The organism is Flavobacterium sp. CF108 (assembly GCF_900129795.1).
Lineage (GTDB): Bacteria > Bacteroidota > Bacteroidia > Flavobacteriales > Flavobacteriaceae > Flavobacterium.
This window is the reverse complement of sequence record NZ_FQWW01000006.1, coordinates 126,117-149,089: the sequence shown is the minus strand read 5'-3', so window position 1 is coordinate 149,089 and position 22,973 is coordinate 126,117. Positions and strand designations below refer to the sequence as shown.

Genomic DNA, 22,973 nt, shown 5'->3' with positions numbered 1-22,973 from the left:
ACTTATTATTTCATCATGGGATCTTTATTACAAAATACAATTTTTGGAAGGACTAAAAATTCTTTCATTTCTACTTGGCGAACTTCAAATACCTCTACAGGTTCAAGTGCTTCAAATCAAATAAAGCTGCCTTTAGGGGCGCCAGGAGTCTATAATTTTACAGTAGATTGGGGAGACGGAACTACAAATAATATAACTACTTGGAATCAACCACAAGTCGCTCATACTTACTCTTCTGCTGGCGATTATACAATTAAAATATCAGGAATTTGTACTGGATGGTTTTTTTCAGGAGTAAATACAGATGTATTAAAGTTAATCTCTATTATAAACTGGGGAAAATTTAAATTGGGAAATGGTAATTTCTTTGGATGCGCTAATCTTACATTAAATAATGTTAGAGATGTTCTGGATTTAACACAAACTACATCTCTTAGTAATAGTTTTAGAAATTGTACATCACTAACAACTATTAATAATATTAACAAATGGGATACTTCAAACATTTACTCATTAAATATGACTTTTTATGGATGTTCATTATTTAATGATAATATTGGAGCATGGAACGTTTCTAACGTTGTTGATTTTAGTGGAACTTTCTATTTAGCTGCTGCATTTAATAACGGCAATAGTGCTGACATAAACAATTGGACTATTAAAAACAGTGGATCAGTATTAATGTCGCAAACATTTGCAAATGCCACTGCATTTAATCAACCTATAAACAATTGGAATGTTCAGGCAGTAACTACTTTGCTAAATTTTCTTAATGGGACATCTTTTAATAAACCGCTTAATCTTTGGAATACTTCAAATGTCACTATTACTTCAGGAATGTTTGCTGAGACACCATTTAATCAAGACATAAGTAATTTTAATATGTCAAAAGTCACTAATGCATCTGTAATGTTTCGAAACAGTAATTTTAATAATGGCGGAAATCCTGGAATAAATTTATGGAACCTCGACTCTGTTACAAATATTGGTGGAATGTTCCAAAATACACCATTCAATCAAAACATTGGAGCCTGGAATGTAAGTAGTGTAATTAATTTCGCTAATATGTTTCAATTGGCTTCTGCTTTCAATAACGGTGGAAGCTCGTCCATTGGAAACTGGAATACGAGTTCAGCAACGGCCATGAATAATATGTTTCAAAATGCAATTTCATTTAATCAAAATATAGGAACATGGAATGTTAGTAATGTAACTAATTTTTCTTTGATGTTTTCAACCTTTACGACACATGCATTTAATAACGGTGGCAATGATACAATTAACAATTGGATATTAAAAACTTCAGAGCCTGTTGTAATGACTCAAATGTTTACTAACAATAATTCATTTAACCAACCTTTAAACAATTGGGATGTCTCAGCAGTAACAAATATGTTTCAAATGTTTTCAGGTACAAAAGTATTTAATCAACCTTTGACCGATTGGAATGTTTCATCAGTAACAAATATGTCCCAAATGTTCCTTAATGCATTGGCATTTAATCAAAATATAGGATCCTGGAATATTGGCAATGTAACTGTATTCACAGGTTTTATGAATGGTAAAAATCCATCAAATTTTTCATCTTCAAACTTAGATGCAATTTATAACGGATGGAGTGTCTTAGCAAGTGTAAAACCGAATCTTGCTTTAGAATTTGGAACAATAAAAAGAACATCAGCATCTACTGTTGGAAAAGCAATTTTAACTGGAACTCCAAACAATTGGACAATAACAGATGGAGGAATATAAATGATATATAATTTCTTTAAATATCATACTCCATAAAAATTTCAAAAATCTATCTAATCACAATAAATAAAAACAAAAAATGATCACAACAAAATACAACAGAATTAAGGTAGCCGATTTAGAAAAAAATGAATCAAATAAAACTTTGATAACTAATGGATTTGGCGAATTGGAATTTAGCAATCTTAAAACAATCAACGGAGAATCCCTTGTAGGAAGCGGAAATATCGATTTATCAAACAAACAAGATATTGCTAATCAGGTTGAAGTAGCTACAAGTCAAACTATTCCTTCTTCATGGCATGGAAAAACAATCCTTTTCACAACAAGCTGTACAATTACAGTTCCTGCATCTTTACCAGCAAGTTTCATTTTTAACGGTATTACACTGCCTGGAGTAAACGTAACCTGGGCAATTACAACACCTCATACATGGTTATTTGGAACTCCTTCTGTAACAGCTGAAAAACAAATTTTCACTTTCACAAAAAGAGGTAGTACAAATAGTGTATTATTATTAGGAGTATAAGTTATGGGAAGCTTATTACAGAATACTATTTTTGGAAAAAAATATAAATTGGTAAATAACTTAGTCGCATATTATAAATTTAATGACAATGTTGCTGAATCTACTGGTCTATCTCCAAATGGGACAGCAACAAATACAAACTATGTTATGGGAAAAACAGGAAGTGCAATAAATTTTCCTCTATCAAATTTAGCTTATGTTGATATTCCAAATACAGCAAACTTTAGTTTTACATCAGGAAACGGAGTGGATATTCCGTTTTCTATTTCTTTCTGGTTTTATGCATCTAATTTTTCAACAACAGGCAACTGGATTATAAATAAAAGAAAAAATTCCGCAGATGTTGAATGGCAAATACATTTAACCCCTTATGGAGCTGCAACATTAACTAAATTCTCAAGTGGATCAAATGCAGCTTATCAAAGTGCAATAACTCCAAATGGAATTATTGCTTTAAATAATTGGTACCATATCGTAGTTACTGATAATGGTTCAAAAACAGTTTCTGGAACTAAAATATACATTAATTCAATAAGTCAAACAATAAACGATACAAGTATTGGTCAATATTTAGGAATGAATATAGGTAACAGTACAACCCGAATTGGTACTGCTAACTGGACTTTATCATCAACTTTAAGACATGTTGGATATGTTGAGGAACTTGCTATTTGGAAGAATAGAGTATTAAATCAAGATGATATTAGTAAACTGTATAATTCAGGAAATGGGATATCTTTTCCTTTTTAAAAAATAAAATACAGTAAATCCCTTTTCATTCTTAAGAAAATGTCCTTGAATATTTTTTAACATTCAAGGACATTTTTCTTTATAGCTGACAGATCTTTCTTTTCTGATATTTCCCATTTACAAAACCATTCCTATCCAAAAAACAATTAAATTTGGAGACCTTAAATCACCAAATTAATTATGATTTCAAAAAGAAATTCTTACCTACAAGCCTTATTAATGATATTGTTTTCCGTATCATTTTCCTATTCACAAACTACAACTTCAAAAACAGAAAACAAATCTAAATTATTTGAAGAAACAGCAACAGACAGTGATTACTTAATGTCTATTGAAAAAGCCGGAGATGTTTTACAATCGGCTGCTAATGATGCCGAATTCGAAGGAAACACTTTTCACTTGTTTGGCGAAATTAAACGAACCGAAAGTAAACTTGATTTAATATTAGCAAGTTTAAAAGGTGCAAACCCTAATGTGCGAAATCAGCAAATGTATCGTATCGTTTTAAAAGAAATCGAACAAGAATTAAACGATCAAAATAAAGCTATAGATCACCGCAATGCAAATCTTGAAAAAATTAAAGGTAAAATTCTTGATCTGCGTAAAGACAAAACTCTTTTTACACTCATAAAAGATACCATTCGAAGAAAACAATTTAAAACAGAATTAGCCAGTCTTAAAAAAAGATATCTAAAAACGGACAGCCTGATGACTAAAAATCAGGAAGTTTTAAATACAAAAAAAAGACTCACAGTTGAACATAAAATTGCTGTTTCAAACGCCTTAACAACTGTAGAAACAAAACTCGAAAAATCTGGAATCAGTATTCTTAAAAAAGAATATCCATCACTATGGAGCACTGATTCTACGGCAAAAAAAGTGGTATCACACAACATTAAAGCAAAAGTTATAATTGAAGAAAATGTTGCTGCCTATTATTTAAGCTACAAAGCCGGTGGATTAATTACGTTATGTTTCTTTATGGGACTTTTGGCCTGGTATATTTCTCGTAATTTGAAGTACTTAAAATCTAACGGTCATGCCGAAAATCTTTCTCTTTTTAATTTTAAGTATTTAAACAGAGGCGTTATTTTACCTGTAATTATAATAGGTTTAAACATTGCTATAGTTACAAATTTATATGCTCCTGCCCTATTTTTAGAACTGCTTCAGTTAGGCTCGTTAGGTGTACTCACAATTTTATTTAAGAATGATTGGTCTGGAAAATCAATGCGCAACTGGCTGCTGCTTTTTGGATTATTTTTTGCGCTATGTTTCCTAGATCTTTTTATTGAAGTTGGACTGTTTCAACGCTGTTCTTTTATTATTATAAATATTCTGGGAATTCGATATGGATTGGTTCAAATTAAAAGTTTAAAAGATCAATTGTATATTAAAGGATTTTTTAAATGGGCCAGCATTATTTTTATCGGATTAAATGGATTATCAATTCTTTATAATATTTTTGGAAGAGTTTCGCTTTCAAATATGTTGAGTTTAACTGCGTTCATTTCGTTGACGCAGATTGTTGCTTTAAGTGTTCTCTTGAAAATAATTCTGGAAATAATCCTTTTACAGATTTACACAACACGTATAAAACGCGGAATCGAAAAAATATTTGATTACGAGAATGTGTCCGATACACTAAAAAAACCTTTTATAATTATAATCAGTTATATGTGGCTGGTTGTAATTGCCTCCAATTTAAACATTTGGGAATCATTACGTTCTTCTCTTGGCACTTTACTTAGTCGACCAAATACTATTGGAAGCATCACTTTTACTTTAGGGAATATCGTTTTATTTTTCATTATTGTCTGGGCTGCGCATTTACTACAGAATTATGTTGCTTACTTTTTTGGAGAAATTGAAGACGAAAACGAAGAAAACATCAACAAAAGGCAGCATTCTAAATTACTAATTACCAGACTTATCGTTTTGATTGTGGGTTATCTTTTAGCCGTTGCTGCTTCTGGAATGCCTTTAGATAAATTGAGTATTCTTTTAGGAGCCTTAGGTGTCGGTGTTGGTCTTGGGCTTCAAAATGTCGTAAACAATTTCGTTTCGGGTATTATTTTAATTTTTGATAAACCTATTCAAATTGGAGACGTTATTGATATAAGTTCTGAATCTGGACGAGTAAAATCGATGGGATTACGTACAACCAAAATTAATGCTCCAAATGGTGCCGAAATTATTATACCGAATGGTAATTTATTATCTCAAAACATTACCAACTGGACATATACTGATAATTTTAAACTGGTAGATATTGCTATCGAAATTAGCGGCGATGCAACTCCCGAAGATATAAATGCAACTATTTTAAGTTCTCTTGAAAGTCTTCCTTTAGTAAATAACACCAAACCATCTCAGATTTATTACAATTCTATTTCTGATGGAAAATTTAAAATACAAATTAAATTCTGGTGTAGTATTTACAGAACCGAAGAAACTATAAGTACCGCTAAGCAGGTTTTGTTTAGTAACTTTAAAGCAAAAGGGCTGACTTTTTCGACTTAAAAAATTCTTTTATTTCAACCATTATAAAAGCAAAGAGCAAAATCATTAGATTTTGCTCTTTTTAGTTTAAAAAAATCAAATATTGAAAACTAAATAATTTGTAAAAAGTTATTCAAAATGAGGTTTCCCGTAAAAAAAAATGAATATAAAAATCAATATTTGCATGTTTTACGAATAACATTACGTATAAATTAAAATTCAGTGTAATCTAAAACATTAAAAATACAGCGCAAAAAACAGAAAATCAACAATTTACAAATGTTAAAAAAAAACAAATTACACATATAAATTAACAGTAAATTGATTAATATTGTTAAAATTATCCCAAGAAACAAAAATGAAAAAAATGCCTTTGTATGCTGCAGGTTTTGCAGTCCTTTTAAGTATTATCGCAATCTATTTTGCAAAATCAAGTTCAGAATTAGTTTATGTAGATGTAAACAAATTAATCACCGGATATAGTAAAACAAAAGTTGCAAAAGCTGAGTTTGACAAAAAAGCTTCTTTAATGAAAGCTAACGTTGATTCTTTAATCAGTAACTGGCAAAATGAACTAAAAAATTACGAAAAGGAAAGAACATCTTTATCTCCTAAAGAATTAAAATTAAAACAAGAGCTGTTATCTAACAAACAACAGCAAATAAATGGCTACCAAGAAGCCATCCAGAAAAAAATTCAGGAAGAAGACAAAAAAGTAACACAAACCGTAATTAATGATATTAACGATTATATCAAAGAATACGGAAAAGATCATAACTACAAAATCATATTTGGCGCCAGCGGCGGAGGAAACATCATGTATGCTGATGAATCTACCGATTTAACTGAAGAAGTTTTAAAAGGCTTAAATGCTGAATATGAAAAAAAATAATTTTTTAGTACTTCTTCTAGTAATATTCATTTCCTCTTGTAACAAATCATTTGAAACACAAGAGGAAATGAATGATTATATACAAGATGAAGATAACGGTTATCATTATAAAAAAACCGTATCCGATGTTGACTATGTTTTACAATACAGACCAACTGATTTACTTGTAAAACAAGAATTAGGAGATGATAATAATCCTTCTCAAATAGAAAAGTTAAGAAAGCAATACAGTAAATACATGTATTTCAACCTTTCTATGTCAAAAAACAATCAGGAATTATTAAATGGCGTTGCACAGGACAAAGCAAAATTTGGACAAATGGTCAATGAACTGGCTTTTGGAATGGAAGAAAAACTACATGTTTACACTCCCGCAAAAGATACTCTTGCCCTAGCCGACTTTATTTATCCCCGAATGTATGGCATGAGTAATTCTACATCCATAATGATTGTATATCCTCGTGATGAAAAATATCTGAAACAAGACTACCTAAATTTTGTAATCGAAGATTTAGGTCTTGAAACCGGAGATATTAAATTCAAATTAAATACTAAAGCCTTAATAAACGAACCTCAATTAGCCTTTTAAAACCTAAACAATGACCAAATACCACAAGCGCCATCGCATTATTGCTACTTTTTTCTTGTTGATATTTTTTCCAACATTATTGCCTAATAATTTATTTGCTTCTAATAATGGACCAGTTGCACCCGAAGCAACTAGTTTTGAACCTATAGACGCAACGGACATGGTAAATCTAGCAACAGGAGATATGTCCTATGTTTTACCTTTATTAAATGTACCAAGCCCTGAAGGAGGGTATCCCCTTACATTATCAAACCATGCAGGAATAGCAATGGATGAAGAAGCTTCTTGGGTTGGGCTTGGATGGAGTCTAAATCCTGGAGCTATAAATAGATCTGTAAAAGGAGTACCTGATGACTGGGACAAAACAAAAATTTCAGAATTATTGTATGATCAAGGACAAAATTTAGATTATTATAGTTTCTCAATCGGAGGTACTCTACCTAATGGTATAACAATTGGAATGAGTAGATCTTGGGGTGCACATAAAGCTTGGGGAGGAACCGTAGGATATGCTGGAGTTGGTATTGGGGTTGGCTCAGAACAAATTGATGTCTCATATGCAGGAGTTGGGGTGAGCTATAATTTGGATTCAAAAAAGATGTCAGGATCTTACACTTTATCGGCTATGGGCGCTACTTACAGCGGTCTTACGATAAATACTGACGGAGAGGCAAAAGCATCTGCGCTTGGTATATCTTATAGTACAGCGACAAATAAAGTAACACCTGATTTAAATATTTCCAGCAATAGTAATACTAATACATCTGCTACAACTTCAGATTATTATATTAACAATTATAATCGTGGATTCAATTTAAATCTTGCCGGTTTTTATTGGATAGCTTATCAACATACTAATATCGAATATTCTCTTTTTAAACTTACTAACAATTATACTTCTGGAACTTTAAATCTTTACGATTCTAAAAAAGAGTCTCAATATCAACAAGATTATAAATCTTTTATGGACGTTAGAACACATGAGGTTTTAGACAAAAATAGAAGCATTACTGGATCAGGAACATTGTATGCACCAGTAGAGATAACTTTACCTGATTACGATAATTACTCTGCTACAGCTCAAGGAATGTCAGGATCCTTTTCTCCAAGAATCTATGACGAAATTATGCTTTTTGGTAAAGGAGATGAAACTGATCAACCACAAATTGGTAAGAAATATTTAATTTCACCTTCAGGTGAGAATAATGATAATGCATATAAATTAAACAATAAATTATTTTTTTATTTTGACAATGTAAACTCTTCTTTTTTAAGAACACAAACAGGTGACTTTAAATCTCTTGATCCTACCTTTAATTTAGACAATAATACAGTCGATGCAAATGGAGTAAATGAATCAGCAAGATTTGTTAATAATATTGTAACAGATTCTGACGCTACTTTCTCTTCTCCTACTTACAATGGACAGCAGACAAAAGTTGGAAACAGAAAAAGAGATGGTCAATACATTGAAGCTTTTACGAATAAACAAATTGTAGATGGAAATACTGGTCAAACACCTTTTCTAGAAGCATCGGATTACGATAGAATTTATTACAAAAATATTGCCGAAAACGGAATTGGTGCGTATAGAATTACTGCTTTAGATGGTAAAGTATATCATTATTCACTACCCGTATACAGTTATGAGGAAGTATATAAAAATTACTCAAATGTAAATAATGAAAATGACAAATTTTTAGAAACAATTAGAACAAAGCCTTATGCTACTCACTGGTTATTGACAGCTATTACTGGTCCTGATTATGTAGATATTAACAACAATAATATAATAGATAAAGACGACTATGGATATTATGTTCAGTTTGAATATGGAAAATGGTCTGACGGTTATGGATGGAGATCTCCAAAAGTAGGAGGAAAAACTTACAACAATAAAAATTTCTTTTTTTGGGGGCGAAAACAAATTTATTATTTAGATAAAATTAAAACTCGTACCCATACAGCTTTATTTGTTAAATCTGTTAGAGAAGATGACAAAAGCACTTCGATACAATATCGAAATGGACAATATCAAACAGGCCCAATGCCCGTTAATCTAACACAAACCTTTGAAGATCGACTAGCAAGGCCAATAGAACAAGGGTATTATTACAAGCCTATACCAAATTCACCCAATACATACCAATCTTTAAATTTCAATTTTGACTATGATTACAAACATCGAACTTACAAATATGTTGATCTGCCTGAAAATTTAAGTTTAAAATTGGACAAAATAATATTATTAAAAAATAACGATGCATTAAATGCTAATAAAAACCTAGGAACTGGTACTAATCGAAAAAAAGGATATGCCTATTTTGATTTTGGTTTTTTTGGAGCAACTGATGTTATTCGAAAAGATCCTTATGATGTAAAAATCGCGGATATAAATACTGATCAAAATGTTCTTGATACAGAAGACATTCGTATTTTAAATCAATCTCAAGGTTTTGATATACAAACTAAGGCTGTGAAAGTTATTAATTTTAATTATGACTACAGTCTGGGGAGTAATTTACCGAATGCTACTAGTGGCCGATTAGCTTTAAGGAGTCTTGAATTTAACGGGAAAAACAATATTAAAACAATGCCTGCATATAAATTCAATTACTTAAAAAGTACAATTCCTTATAATTTTACCAATTCAGATAATTGGGGCTATGTTAAAGACAATCCTGATGCATGGAGTTTAAATGAAATTATAACACCTAATGGTGCCAGAATAAAAATTGATTATGAATCAGATTCATTTTCAAGAGAGGCAGCATTTAATACTAATACCGTTACCCGATCTGCCGCAGCTTTTTTTCGTCAACCTCGTAATAATGAACCTATTAAATATACGATTCAAGATAATATCATAACGATAAATTCAGACTTTAAATATCCTACTGATAATTTAAATGACATATTTAATTTAAATCAGGAAATTAATTTAAGTTTTCAATTTAAAAACCCTTCAGCCCCAAATTCAAATTCTCCAGAAAACAAAGAATTTCTAAATAATTATACAATAATTGGCATAAACAATACTAATAAAACATTGACTTTAAAACCAAATGATAAAACAGATATCAGTCTCCAAAAAAGATTTTTTGAGGGACCCTATTGTTTTATCGTAAGTGGCGATGGTGGATTCGTATCTTATGTTTATAATTATTCTCAACCAAATGCTACTGAATATGCATACAGCTTTAGGGTCATTGCTAATTATAATCCCTTAATAGGTGAATATGGAAGGAATGGGAAAAATGGCGGAGGACTAAGAGTTAAAAGAATTACAACCTCAGATTTTAATAATGGAAACACTTTGTTTACCGATTATGATTATAGAAATCCTTATACTACAAACATATCAGGAGTAACTTCTTTTGAACCTTCAGATAATCCACAAGTAGCCGATAAGATTCAGGCTGTTGAGGAAATTCCTTCACCAAACGTTCAATATGAATATGTTACAACTACTATAAAAAACAGTTCTGAAACATTATCCAGCTCACTTTATAATTTTAAAGTGATGGACGACCTCACACTAACAGATCCAGCAGATGGAGAGTATGAATATAAATTTGGAGATCAATTCTCAATAAAATTTTTTGGAGGAAGTCGTAGAAAATTTGATTCTCAACGAAAAGTAACAACAGCAAAATTAATTTTATATGATAATTTTTCAAGTTTAGGGCAGTTATTAAGTGTAAAACATTTTAATTCTAAACAACAATTAATTAGTCAGGTAGTTAACAAATATAAAAAGTTTCAAAATGATGATATTGAAAGCGGAATATCTCAAGAAAGTTTTAAATATGGCCACCAATATTATACAAATTCAAATAGTATAGATATCAATGGTAATGTGATAGTAAAAAGAGCTTACAAATATCTTTTTACTTCTGTTGCAAAGGCATTTTTACCTAGTAGATTAGAAAGTACTACCACTATAAAAGGAGGATGGTCAACTACAAATTATTATGACAATTATGACTTTTTAACTGGTCAAGCAACTGAAACGAGAATAGTTAATAGCAACGGAGAAGCAATAAAAACAAAAATCATTCCTGCCTATATGAAATATGATGGAATGAAAGCAAAAGTTGACAATCCTGGTACTTATAAAAATATGCTTAATCAAATTGCAGTTAATTATTCTTATATTTTTGATAAAAATGACGCAACAAAACCTTGGAAAGAGACAGGTGTAGGTATAACCACCTGGAGTAACGTATGGGCATATAAAGATATGGCAGGCGCGACACAAGGAACAACTGGAATTAATGAAAAAATATTTAGAAAACACAAATCTTACATCTGGAATGGAGAAAAAGATAGTCAAGGCATTCTCAAAAATTATTCAAGTACAAATAGCGATGATGATGGTTTTATCTGGACCCTTCCAACAGCTGTTGGAAATCCAGTCGCACAGCCTGCAAAATGGAAACAGGTTTCAGAAATAACATTATATGATCATTTTTCGGCACCGCTTGAAACAAAAGATATCAATGGTAATTATTCTTCAACAAAAATGGGAGATAATAATACTAAAATAACCGCAGCTGGAAATGCCGGTTATAACGAAATGTTTTTTGCGGGTGGTGAAAATGCACCGATTACAGGTTTTTCAAATTTTATTGAACCAGAAGTAATAATGATCAATGCCAGTATAAATCCTACCTATTCCCATACAGGTAAAAAATCAATTGCCGCTACATCAAATTCACAATTTGGAGTTGCTATGAGAAGTGGTCAGCATAGAGCTGGTAAATACAAAGTATCTGTTTGGGTCGAAAAATCTAATTCTGGGAAAGCCAGAATAAGTAATAATGGTTCTATTGTAGATTTTACTGAATCATATCCAGCAGGAAACTGGGTGTTGAAATCTGCCTATGTAAATATAACTACAGGTGTACATTCGATTTACCTAATTTCTGCAGATACTTCTATTGTTTATTTTGATGACTTAATGATACGCCCTGTTTCATCATCAATGACAGGATATGTTTATAACGAATGGGATGAATTAACACACATTATCGCAAATAATGGATTAGCAACAAGATTTGAATATGATGCAACAGGAAGGTTAATAAGAACTTATAGTGAAGTAATTGATGATACGGCAAATCAAGTAACAGGTGGCTTTAAGCTTTCAAAAACAAATACATATAATAATAAATATTTAAATTAATCAAGTTATGAAAAGATACATATTACTATACATAATCGGTTTTTTAAATTTTACTGTTGCCTATTCTCAAGACGCAAAAAGCAAATCTGCTACCGTACAAAAAATTATTGAGCCAGATCCAGGAAATTGTGAGGAATATGAAAAGTACGCATGGTTCTATGATTACGATGATGATGGAGCCGGAGATCCCAATAATTCTCAAATGGCCTGTACAAGACCGTCTGATAAATGGGTAAGCAATAACAATGATTGCAATGATAATAATATAGCTATAACTTATTATGTGTGGTATTACGATCATGATCATGATGGTTTCGGAACAAGTAATACAACAATAACAGGTTGTACACAACCTGTTGACTATGTTGATAATAATCTGGATTGTAACGATAATAATATAGATATTAACCCTTACACGAAATGGTATTTAGACAATAACGGAGATGGTATTGGATCTGAGTTAGACGGTTCACCAATTATTAGCTGTACCAAACCTGCTGGAAACTATTTAAATCAAGGGAATGATAACACTGCTCATTGGATTCATCAAATTTCTTATGATACAAAAGGAAACGCAATAGGGGCTTCAAGATCTTACTTTGATGATTTAGGAAAATCTGATGTTAGTTTATCTAAGGATTATGTAACAAATAAAATTTGGGGTATAGAAACAACCTATGATGATTTTGAAAGACCTGATAAAACCTCTTTTATAGCACCTTCACCTCTTTCAACATTTGAAAAGACAAGTTTTTTTAAAACACCTGCTCAAATTGTTATAGATTCATACCCAGCAATTCAAAATATTACAACTCCTATTACAACTAGCCAAATTGTTAAAGCCAGTGAGCTCATTAATGCTTCCTCGTCTGTTAATGCCGGACTTACTGTGACTTTAACTGCTCCAAGTATTGTATTGAGTAAGGGATTTAGTGTTACAGCATCAACAGGAAGTAGCTTTAAAATAACTGCTGCAAACCTGCAGGATGTTTCTGCAAATTCAAGCTTGGCAAATTACTATAACGATAGTAATACTGACGAAATTTACCAAGCTACCGCTACTCATCCTTTTGCACAAAATAATTATGACTCTTTGAACCCCGGAAACATTGTTAATGTAGTAGGAGGCAATAAAATAAATGGAGCATGGAAAACAGGATATTCTTTTACTGTTCCTGCTGCACAAGAAATGTATTACGTATATGGTTCCGATTATTATGATGGAACTATTACTGCTGGAAAAGAAGAAGTAATTACTAAGTTTTACAAATCTGTAAGTGTTGATGCAAACGGCAATGAAAATGTAGCTTTTACTGATGGCGAAGGCAAATTACTGGCTTCTGCAAGGTCAGGTCCAGAAGGAGGAGTTTCATATCCGGTTGTTTCACTTATAGGAACTCAGGGATTTGTAGATGTACATATCCCAAAAGGTATTACATCAGGTAATTTAATAGGATTACCAAACTTATATAATGTATATGATTTAAAAACAGGGTTAACCGCTTCAACTATAACTGGTGGAAATGCATACAGAATAGAAGCAAAAACACCCCCTACTTCAGACCCAAAAGTTTATATTGCTTCTGGAGGACCAACATACGATAATGGTTCATTAGGAATAACTTATAATGTAAATTATTATGAATATGCTGTAAATATATACAACAAAACTGGCCAGTTAATAAAATCAATACAGCCAAATGGTTATACAAATAATACAACAATAGTCGCAAGTCCTACACACATGACTTCGTCAAGTTTTGCAACTACTTATTCATATAATACATTAGGGCAATTAATTGAAACATCAAATCCAGATCAGGGAAACAGCAAATTTGCTTATCGTAAAGATGGGCAAATACGTTATTCACAAAGTGCGCTTCAAAACAAAAACAATGAAGTTTCATACACAAATTATGACGGTTTTGGCAGGCCAATAGAAAGTGGCGTTATTAAAGGAGATCCAGCTATATGGGCAACTGCAGTTGATAGTGTTGATAATACCACAATTATTACGGGCCTTAGTGTTAAGGAAAGGACTTTTTCTGTATATGATTATACCGAAAACACAGTTACTGATGTTGTTCTTTTGCCAACTGCTTACTCATTAACAATTCCTACAGCTTTAAATCTTACTACTTTAGCACCAACGTATTCAAATTTACAGAAAAATTTATCTGGCAATGTAGCCGTAACTTACAAATCTGACACTGGTAATACTATAAATGCAATTACCTGGTACAGCTACGATCTATATGGAAGAACAGAATGGATCATACAATACAATGAAGGCATTGGAGCAAAAACTCTTCATTATGAATATGATTATAAAGGTAATATACAAAAAGTATTATTTCAAAAAGATAGCGATACCGAGTCATTTATACATAAATACACTTATAACATTAATGATGTATTAACAACAGTTCAAACCTCAACAAATAATACAACGTTTACAACACATGCGGAATATAATTATTACAAAACAGGAGAATTAAAAAGAGTTAATGTCGGTCAAGGAATTCAAGGATTAGATTATGTCTATACCCTAGGTGGTCAGTTAAAGAGTATTAACCATCCCAGTTTAGAAAGTGCTAAAGATCCAGGAACTGACGGACTTGCCGGTACTGCAAATGCATCAGTAACTCCTGATATATTTGGGATGACATTAGATTACTATAATGGAGACTATTTACGTACTGGCAGAAACATAACAACTTCACCAACTGCAGGAGCAGATTATAACGGAAATATAAAAGCAACTCGCTGGGCAAATAAAGCAATAAATGGTGATTATTCTGGAAATACAGCTAATCAAAAAGCATATTTGTACAATTACAATCGTAATAATTGGTTAACAGGGGCTACATTTGGAAGTGCAAATTCAAGTTCAGCTATTATTGCCCCTACTGCAAATTTAACAGAAGGAGGTTTAACGTATGACGCAAACGGAAATATAAAAACATTAGTAAGAACTGATAATTCAGGTCGAATTATTGATAACCTAACATATAATTATAATGGAAACAATCAATTAAACAGGGTTCTTGATACTGGTATTGTAGATCCAAATTTAAATGACATCCAAAATCAGACAGACCCGCAAAATTACAAGTATAATGACATAGGTCAATTAACTGATAATATTTCCGAGAAATTAAACTATATTTACAATACACAAGGTCTTGTAACTGAAGTAAAGAAAAACAATGTCTCTCTAGTAAAGTTTTTTTATAATGAACGAGGACATCGTATAAGAAAAGAAAGTTACACCACCATACCTGGAACGACTTATTATGAATTAGATATTTCCGGAAATACAATAGCTATATATTTTTTACCTTCTGGAGGAAGCATAAGTCAGGTCGAGTTACCTGTTTATGGTTTAAATAGATTAGGCGTTACCAATAGGGCAAATATAACGAACTATGAAATTACAGATCATTTAGGAAATGTTAGAGCTGTAGTTCAAAGGCAAAGTGGAAATACAGTTACAAAATCATACGCAGATTATTATCCATTTGGAGAGCTATTGTACGGACGTAATTCATCTAACAACAATTATCGTTATGCATTTCAGGGACAAGAATTGGATCAGGATACACAAATGGAAGCTTTCCAGCTACGTCTTTGGGATGGGAGAATTGGAAGATGGTTATCTACTGATCCATATGGACAATACACTTCGCCTTACTTAGGAATGAATAATAACCCCGTTTCCTCTATTGATCCAGATGGTGGATGGGCAAGATGGCTTGGAGCTGCTTGGTATTCCCTATGGAATGGTGGAACTGTCTTCAAAAGTGAAGTTAATGGTGATTGGGGTGTTAGATCAGGAACTATATCTTCTGATGGAAATGGAATGGATATTAAAACTACTTTTGGAGGTAAAAGATATAATAATAAATCACAACCTTCGTTAAATTTTGCAGGAGCAGGAGCAGGTGGAATGTCTCTTTTTGGTACTAATGCAAATGCTAACAATATACCAGAACTTTATATGGAAGGACATGCAGCAATAACTCAAGGCTCAATAGGAGCTGAAGCTAGGTTATTAGGCACTAAAGTAGGACTAAAAGGTGAAGTCGCTAAATCATCATTGTATCAAATAGGTTTTGATTTTGATTCTTCTAGATCAAGACTTGAAGGCGGTGAGTTTATAAATACTTCGGAGGTTTCTGGACAGCCAGGAGATTCTTTTGGTGTTGGAGCTTCATATGTTGGTGGTTTAGATTTTAAATTTGATGGCAAAACAGGTCATATAAAAGAAATTACCACCAGTGCCATTGTAACAGAAATAACAACCGAGTTTCATACATCTGGAATTGATAAAGGCAAGATTTCTAGAACAAAAATGGGATTTAATTTTGGTGCAGAAGCTTCTTTCTTTTTTGGTATTGAAGCTGGTTTTAAAGCAGGATTTATTTTTCCATCACAAAAAAATTAATTATGACTTATAAAGATTTTTTAAATAATTATTATTTTAGAAGAGGTTTAGCTTTTTATATTGATTGTATAGTTATTTGTTTTATAACTTTTATTTATTTGTTTTTTTTGGATGAAAAAGGAGCTACTATTGAGTGTGATAATTTTATTTGCTGGAATACCTGTAGAATTCTAAGTTTTCAGATTTTATTTTATTGCATATATTTTTTATTAATGGAGTTTTTCTTGCAATTAACTCTAGGCAAAATGATTTTAGGTTTTTACGTCTTTGGTAAAAAAAACAAAACTTTCTTTTGGAGAATTCTTATGCGAACAATATTAAGATTGATTCCATTAGATCCTGTATCATTTCTTTTCGATAAACAAAGTAAATTTTGGCATGAAAAAATTACAAAGATCTACACAACGAGAAAAAACACATAACTGTAAGATTGAACCTCATATAAATACATACATAATACTACAAAAAAAATTGTGTATGTATAATTAAAAAATTAATCTTTTCATATGCTTTAACTAAATCTTCTAATCAATATAACAAATTAAAAAAAGAGACCGAAGGTTAAGAGTGGTCGGAAGAAATTCTGACCACTTATGTTTTATATACTTTTTGTGGATCCCCTCCTGAAAGTATTATCATTACTGCAGTAATTAGCTCTCTTAATTCCATACCAAACCTTCTTTTTGCAGTTTTGTAACCTAGATTATTTGCTTTCTTATAAATTAAGAGTAACATTGCCACAATTAGAGTCATATAAACCATGACTTCTATCCCGTTTTTACTTAGCGATACAAGATGACTCACATTTAGTTCTTGTTTGATAAATCTAAAAAATACTTCTATATCCCATCTTCTTCTGTAGTAATCGGCTGCTTCTTTGGCTGTAAGTTCAAAATCGTTAGTAATAAACCAAAATATTTTTTCTGGATGCTCTTTATTTTTTACCATTACAAGCCTGAATTTGTTTTCAATTTTTTCTTCCCTATAGTGTATTTTTCCTCGTTTGTTATTTACTGGAATACCTGTATAAAAGTTTACAATACTATCTTTTATTAATAAATTATCTCCAAGATCTAAATCCTGTTCTTCTTTGATAAGGGATTCTATTTCTTGATGTTTGCGATTTTCTTTAGATCTGATAACAAATTTGACATTCTTTTGTGAAAAATCTTTCATAACCCGAGTTGATTGAAGCCCTCGGTCAATAATGTAAATATTACGATGCCCAGTGTCCTTTTTTACTTGCTTTAAAATTGCTTCAGGAAGAGCGTTTTCCTCAGAAGAATAACTCTGAGTATTGAATATTTCGACTCCAGCAGGAAGAATTCCATCAAAGGAAATACTGAATTTTATATTTTTCTTACCAGTCTTCATGTCTATTCCTTCTTTGAGTTTTCCAGCTGCTTCTGAAACAATTGTACTATCTACGCGGATTAAATTGTATTTATCTCTCTCAGGCTGACTATAACTTTCAGAGAAACGATTATACATATATTCAAAAATCTCCTTGAAATAACCAGAATCTATCTTTGAGAGTCTCTCCGAGATGGAACTTCTTCTAACCGTTTCTGATTCATCCAAATTAAAAATGGTTTTAAAACCTGAATAATTAAAAGTATCTTCCAGTGTCCGCTGGCTGAGTTTTTCATTGTCTAGAATAGCATAAAGAAGCAGGTAAAATACTTTTTTCCCATGAAGTACTTTCGAATAATGATCCACTTTAGTATTAGTGGATAAGTGAGATAAGAGAGCCTCGGGTATAAAACCTAATAGTTCATTAACAGATACTTTGTGATCTTTAAAATTTGGCATAGATTACTGGTTTACAGTAATAAATATAAGTAAAATCGTTAATTTAAACAAGAAATATCTCGTTAAATAAAAACAAACAAAGCAAAAAAAGTCGGAAGATTTTTCTTCCGACCATTCTTAACCGAAGGTCTCTTTTTTGTTTCAAGATATCTTCTAAAAAAATCTACTTCTCCCTCAAAAACTTCTCCAAATAAGTATTTTTCTCTTTTTCAGATTCTAATAAACGCTCGTAAAGTTTTCTGTTTTCATCAACAAGCTCCATCATTTTATCCAACGGATTGAAAGAACAATTGCTTGCATGTGCATTAACAATACTTCCACTAATTTCGTTATCATAAACATTGTTAAAATAATTTACCATACCTTCTTCCGAAAAATTTTTAATTGCTTCCACAGTTACGCCAAGAGCTTTTGCAACATCTGCAAGTTTATCATCGTCGATAGTTTCACTGTTTTCCATAGCAGAAACTGCTTGTTGATTTGTTCCTAAAGCCTGAGCCAATGCTTCCTGCTTCATATCTCTTAATTCACGAATACGGCTTATTTTTCGCCCTATATGGTTTGGTTTCGTTAATGTGCTCATAATTCAAAGGTAATAATTAGGAATAAAAAATAATGCAATCTGTAAATAACATATTCATTTCTGTACGATACAGATCAAAATGATTCAATACGTCAAACAGTCTTATTTAATTGCATGCATAAAACAAAAATACAATTTTTCGGACAAGTACAAATTAAAAATTCAAATCCTGTAAAAGAGTAAAAATCCTTTTAATAAATACCCTCCAAAAAGAAATCTAAAAAAAATAAAAGCCAGACAAGGATTATGGAAAAAGAAACGAAAAACTTAGAAGATCTTAAAAATTTAACAGCCGGATTTTTAAATACATTAAAGCCCATTAGTGATGATGAAGAAATTTATACTGCCGAAATCAAATTTATAAATTATTACGAACTAGGATGTGTAATTACTAATATGCTAAAATTATGCATCTTGGCAATAGATCAAGAAACTCATAAAATTACAGAAACAAATAAAAATTCATCAATTAATGTCGGCCTTATTTTAGAGGTTGCACTTCAGCTTTTTCCAATGGATGAATTTGAACTTTTAAGTAATATAATCCAGAAGCTAAATACTAATTCTGAAACAACGCCAACAGTATAAACAAAAAAGCCGCTTCATTATAAAAGCGGCTTTCTGTTATAGTATTATTCAATTTATTTTGCTCCTTCCAGAGTCTCTAACCTCTTATTCTGCTCCTCGATAATCTTCATTAACTTTTCGGTATTTTTTTGCTGTTCAATAGCGTAAAGAGTTAATTCTTCTACTTTCTTTAAAAGAGTCATATTCATTTCAGAAACATTAATTCCGTTTTTCTCGAATTCTTGTGCTGATGGGATTTCAGGTAAATGACTATTCTCTTTTATATAATTTTCAACTTCCTGAAGGCTTTTTAATTTATAATCATTCGCAAAAACATAATCCGGTGCAGGGACATTTAAATCAACTTTTACTTCTTTGGAATGGATTGTCCCATTTACGGCTAATCTAGCATCAGGATTTTCAGTTCCTATTCCAACATTTCCGACAGAATTCCAAATGCTTCCTCCAGATAAATAGACGTTTCCTTTAAATCTATTTTGATACGGAATTTCGACTGTTTTTGTCCCTGTCATTGCCTCATCTACAACAGTCCATCCTTGAAACCAACTAGCTATTTCTGATATTCCTTGTGAGTATGCGCTAACAGTAAATCGTTGAAAATACGACTTATCATTTATAAAAATAACAACTTTTCCATTCTCACTAGACAAATAAACAGGTGGAGCGTAACTCCCTGCTGAAGACATTTTTGGTGTATGAAAATAAAAATTTGATGGATCGTTAAAATTACCGCCTGTTGAATAAGTATAATAAACAATTGTTAGATTTATTGTCTCCGCTGTTTGGTAATTAAAACCCGTAATAGTTATCGTGGGCATTTGACTTGCTGGAACAAAAGGTAAATTCGTTTTTATTTTCACTCCATTCACAGGAGTTCCATTGATTGAATAATTAGCTATATTATTATAATTCTGTGCATTACTAATACTCGCAAAAAGCAATATTAGAATTAGGTAATACTTTTTCATAGGCCTTTTAGTTGTATATAGATAAAATTAATTACTTTTAATCTGTGATTTCAATTCCTTATTTTCTTGCTTTAAAACACTAATATCCTTTTTCATTTCAATCATATACAGCGTCATTTCCTCTATTTTTTGTAAAAGCTTGGCATTCATTTCTCCCAGATTAATCCCGTTTTTCAAAACTTCTTTTTCACTTGGAATATTTTCTAAATGCCCTTTTTCATTAATATGTTTTTCAACTTCTTCAAGTGTTGGTAAATTGTACTCTTTTTTAAATACAAAATCAGACCAGTTCTGCATATCTACCTTTACCTCTTGAGAATGAATGGTACCTTTTACGTCTAATTTATTTTTGGGACTTATCTCCCCAATACCAACATTTCCATTTCCTAAAATTCTAAGCTTCTCTGTCTGCCCAGTTACGTATGATTCTTGGGTAAAAAACTGCATACCATAAGCATTTGTCCCTGCACTTTGTGTAATAGTTCGAAGCGAAGTCCCATATGTATCTTTATCTGCATATTTAATAGAATGAGCAATCATTATATTAGATTCATTATCAACATTAGCTGCATTTCTTACCAGTATATTTCCATTATAAACTTCCAATTTTGCTAATGGATTAGCAGTACCAATACCAGTATTACCAATTGAATTGATTCGCATTCTCTCTGCATTTGCTGTATATGCTGCAAAGTCATTTCCATCAGCTCCTACTCTCACATTATATTCAGTTAAAGAAGTCGATCCTTTAAAACCAATTGACGAAAGTGTAGTTCCTGTGTTAACAATAGTTACGGGAACTGAATTTGTTGTAGATCTAAAAGTTGCTGCAACAGCTGATGAATTTACATCTAATTTGGCAGTTGGAGCATTTGTACCTATACCAACATTACCACTATCCATGATAGTAAAACGATTAGCGCACAATCCTGTTCCACAACCTAAATTATCATAGGCCCAAAATTGTAAACTATTTCCATAACTGCCGGCCATATTATATATTACCCAATCGTTTGATGCTCCATTTGCAGTTTTTGACGAGTTAATTAATCTTAACCTACCACCTATATCTCCCGAAACTGAACTTATAACTGCACCTTGAAATAATCCACCTCCAACCACTTCTAATTTTTGAGTAGGGTTTATTGTCCCAATTCCTACATTAGAACCATCAGTTGGGAAAGTGCTTTGAGCAAAATTTATCTGCGAAACACAAATTAAAATTAAAACGATGAATCTTTTCATAATTTATTTATCTTCAAGTTTTACAATTCTTTTTTCTAATTCTAGTTGGTTCTTTTTCAACAAAATATTTTCATCTTTTACTTTTTCATTCTCTTTTTTCATTTCAATCATATAAAGAGTCAATTCTTCTATTTTTTGTAATAATTTAGAATCCATTTCCCCTAAATTAATTCCGTCTTTTAAAACTTCTTCTTCGCTTGGAATATTTTCTAAATGTCCTTTTTCAGCAATATGTTTTTCAACTTCCTCAAGAGTAGGCAATTGATATTCTTTTTTAAAAACAAAATCGGACCAGCCTAGCATATCAACTTTTACTTCTTTTGAATGAATTGTACCATTAACATCTAGTTTATTTAATGGATTTGTTGTACCAATACCTATATTACCATTGATATCAACTCGCATACGTTCTAATCCAAAAGTTCCAAATACGATATTTCTATTCATATCTGGAATAGTTGAATATCCTGACAAATCAATATAAGATTTCGTATTAGAATTTGTACCACCACCAGCAGAAATCCTTAAGAAACCATCATCTCCTAAATTTGTTGAATTACTAAAACCTCTAATTTCACCATATGTTAATGTTCCAGCATTTATTGATGGTCTTTGCAGGCTATTTGTTAAGCCTCCATTTAAAGTCAATGATCCAATAACAGACAATTTACTTACAGGAGAAATGCTTCCAATACCAACATTGCCTTGATTAATAGTCAAATAGGTTACTGCATCGTTCCCCCACGATTGAATATTATCCTTGGGATCTCTTTCCCACCATGTTTTAGTATCCAAATTTGGAGTTTTAAAAGAAGCATCTATTGAAATCCCATCATGAAGTCTAGCATTAAACCAGTTATTTAAAGTGCCGTCTCTATACGTCCATAACTTATTTATTAATGTATTGTCTCCAACATTTCCGGAAATACTGTTAATGAGCTGATAAGAATTAACTGTAGTACTAAGAGCTATCGGTTCGTAGCTGGTTATTGTACCCACAACATGCAATTTAGAAACCGGTGATAAAGTTCCAATTCCCACATTCGAGCCATCAGTAGGAAAAACACTTTGAGCAAAATTTACCTGCGTGGCAAATGCCACAAATAATAAAAAAGTCTTTCTCATAAT

At 31.6% G+C, this 22,973-nt stretch carries 15 protein-coding genes; 10 read left to right on the top strand and 5 right to left on the bottom strand.

Annotated elements, in window-relative coordinates:
* Positions 1–15 precede the first annotated feature (15 nt).
* The 9 genes from BUE10_RS17215 (at position 16) to BUE10_RS17175 (ending at position 17,071) form a co-directional block, all read left to right on the top strand.
* Positions 16–1,752, top strand: coding sequence for a BspA family leucine-rich repeat surface protein (locus BUE10_RS17215; RefSeq protein ID WP_073487078.1), 1,737 nt, complete (start codon positions 16–18; stop codon positions 1,750–1,752).
* A gap of 79 nt (positions 1,753–1,831) precedes the next feature.
* The gene (locus BUE10_RS17210) at positions 1,832–2,281 is read left to right on the top strand and encodes a hypothetical protein (RefSeq protein ID WP_073487076.1); all 450 of its coding nucleotides are present in this window, start codon (positions 1,832–1,834) and stop codon (positions 2,279–2,281) included.
* A 3-nt stretch (positions 2,282–2,284) separates the two neighbouring features.
* Positions 2,285–3,031: a LamG-like jellyroll fold domain-containing protein gene (locus BUE10_RS17205; RefSeq protein ID WP_073487074.1), complete on the top strand. Its 747-nt coding sequence runs from the start codon at positions 2,285–2,287 to the stop codon at positions 3,029–3,031.
* A 180-nt stretch (positions 3,032–3,211) separates the two neighbouring features.
* Positions 3,212–5,554, top strand: coding sequence for a mechanosensitive ion channel family protein (locus tag BUE10_RS17200; RefSeq protein WP_073487072.1), 2,343 nt, complete (start codon positions 3,212–3,214; stop codon positions 5,552–5,554).
* Positions 5,555–5,891: 337 nt separating this feature from the next.
* Positions 5,892–6,425 carry an OmpH/Skp family outer membrane protein gene (locus BUE10_RS17195; RefSeq protein WP_073487071.1) on the top strand — a complete coding sequence of 178 codons (534 nt, stop codon included), beginning with the start codon at positions 5,892–5,894 and terminating at the stop codon, positions 6,423–6,425.
* Positions 6,412–7,014, top strand: coding sequence for a hypothetical protein (locus tag BUE10_RS17190; protein ID WP_234984759.1), 603 nt, complete (start codon positions 6,412–6,414; stop codon positions 7,012–7,014). The genes BUE10_RS17195 and BUE10_RS17190 overlap by 14 nt, the downstream gene beginning before the upstream one ends.
* Before the next feature lie 10 nt (positions 7,015–7,024).
* Complete coding sequence (locus tag BUE10_RS17185) at positions 7,025–12,202, top strand: RHS repeat domain-containing protein (RefSeq protein ID WP_143055991.1); 5,178 nt, start codon at positions 7,025–7,027, stop codon at positions 12,200–12,202.
* Positions 12,203–12,209: 7 nt separating this feature from the next.
* The gene (locus BUE10_RS17180; protein ID WP_073487065.1) at positions 12,210–16,649 is read left to right on the top strand and encodes an RHS repeat domain-containing protein; all 4,440 of its coding nucleotides are present in this window, start codon (positions 12,210–12,212) and stop codon (positions 16,647–16,649) included.
* Between the two features lie 2 nt (positions 16,650–16,651).
* On the top strand, positions 16,652–17,071 hold the full coding sequence (locus tag BUE10_RS17175) for an RDD family protein (RefSeq protein ID WP_073487063.1): 420 nt from the start codon (positions 16,652–16,654) through the stop codon (positions 17,069–17,071).
* 169 nt (positions 17,072–17,240) lie between these two features.
* Here BUE10_RS17175 and BUE10_RS17170 read toward each other — a convergent pair whose 3' ends face one another.
* Both BUE10_RS17170 and BUE10_RS17165 read right to left on the bottom strand, forming a co-directional pair.
* Positions 17,241–18,461, bottom strand: a complete 1,221-nt coding sequence (locus BUE10_RS17170; RefSeq protein ID WP_073487061.1) for an IS4 family transposase — start codon at positions 18,459–18,461, stop codon at positions 17,241–17,243.
* Between the two features lie 163 nt (positions 18,462–18,624).
* Complete coding sequence (locus tag BUE10_RS17165; RefSeq protein ID WP_073487059.1) at positions 18,625–19,044, bottom strand: helix-turn-helix domain-containing protein; 420 nt, start codon at positions 19,042–19,044, stop codon at positions 18,625–18,627.
* 246 nt (positions 19,045–19,290) lie between these two features.
* Here BUE10_RS17165 and BUE10_RS17160 point away from each other — a divergent pair, with 246 nt between their 5' ends.
* A complete protein-coding gene (locus tag BUE10_RS17160) occupies positions 19,291–19,632 on the top strand; it encodes a hypothetical protein (RefSeq protein WP_073487057.1) in 342 nt (113 codons plus the stop codon).
* Between the two features lie 53 nt (positions 19,633–19,685).
* On the opposite strand, the gene BUE10_RS17155 is transcribed toward BUE10_RS17160, so the two are convergent.
* From BUE10_RS17155 to BUE10_RS17145, 3 genes are read right to left on the bottom strand one after another with little or no spacing between them, the layout of a single operon-like run.
* Complete coding sequence (locus BUE10_RS17155; RefSeq protein WP_073487055.1) at positions 19,686–20,600, bottom strand: hypothetical protein; 915 nt, start codon at positions 20,598–20,600, stop codon at positions 19,686–19,688.
* A gap of 27 nt (positions 20,601–20,627) precedes the next feature.
* Positions 20,628–21,845 carry an autotransporter outer membrane beta-barrel domain-containing protein gene (locus BUE10_RS17150; protein ID WP_073487053.1) on the bottom strand — a complete coding sequence of 406 codons (1,218 nt, stop codon included), beginning with the start codon at positions 21,843–21,845 and terminating at the stop codon, positions 20,628–20,630.
* A 3-nt stretch (positions 21,846–21,848) separates the two neighbouring features.
* A complete protein-coding gene (locus BUE10_RS17145) occupies positions 21,849–22,970 on the bottom strand; it encodes a hypothetical protein (RefSeq protein ID WP_073487051.1) in 1,122 nt (373 codons plus the stop codon).
* Positions 22,971–22,973: the final 3 nt, after the last annotated feature.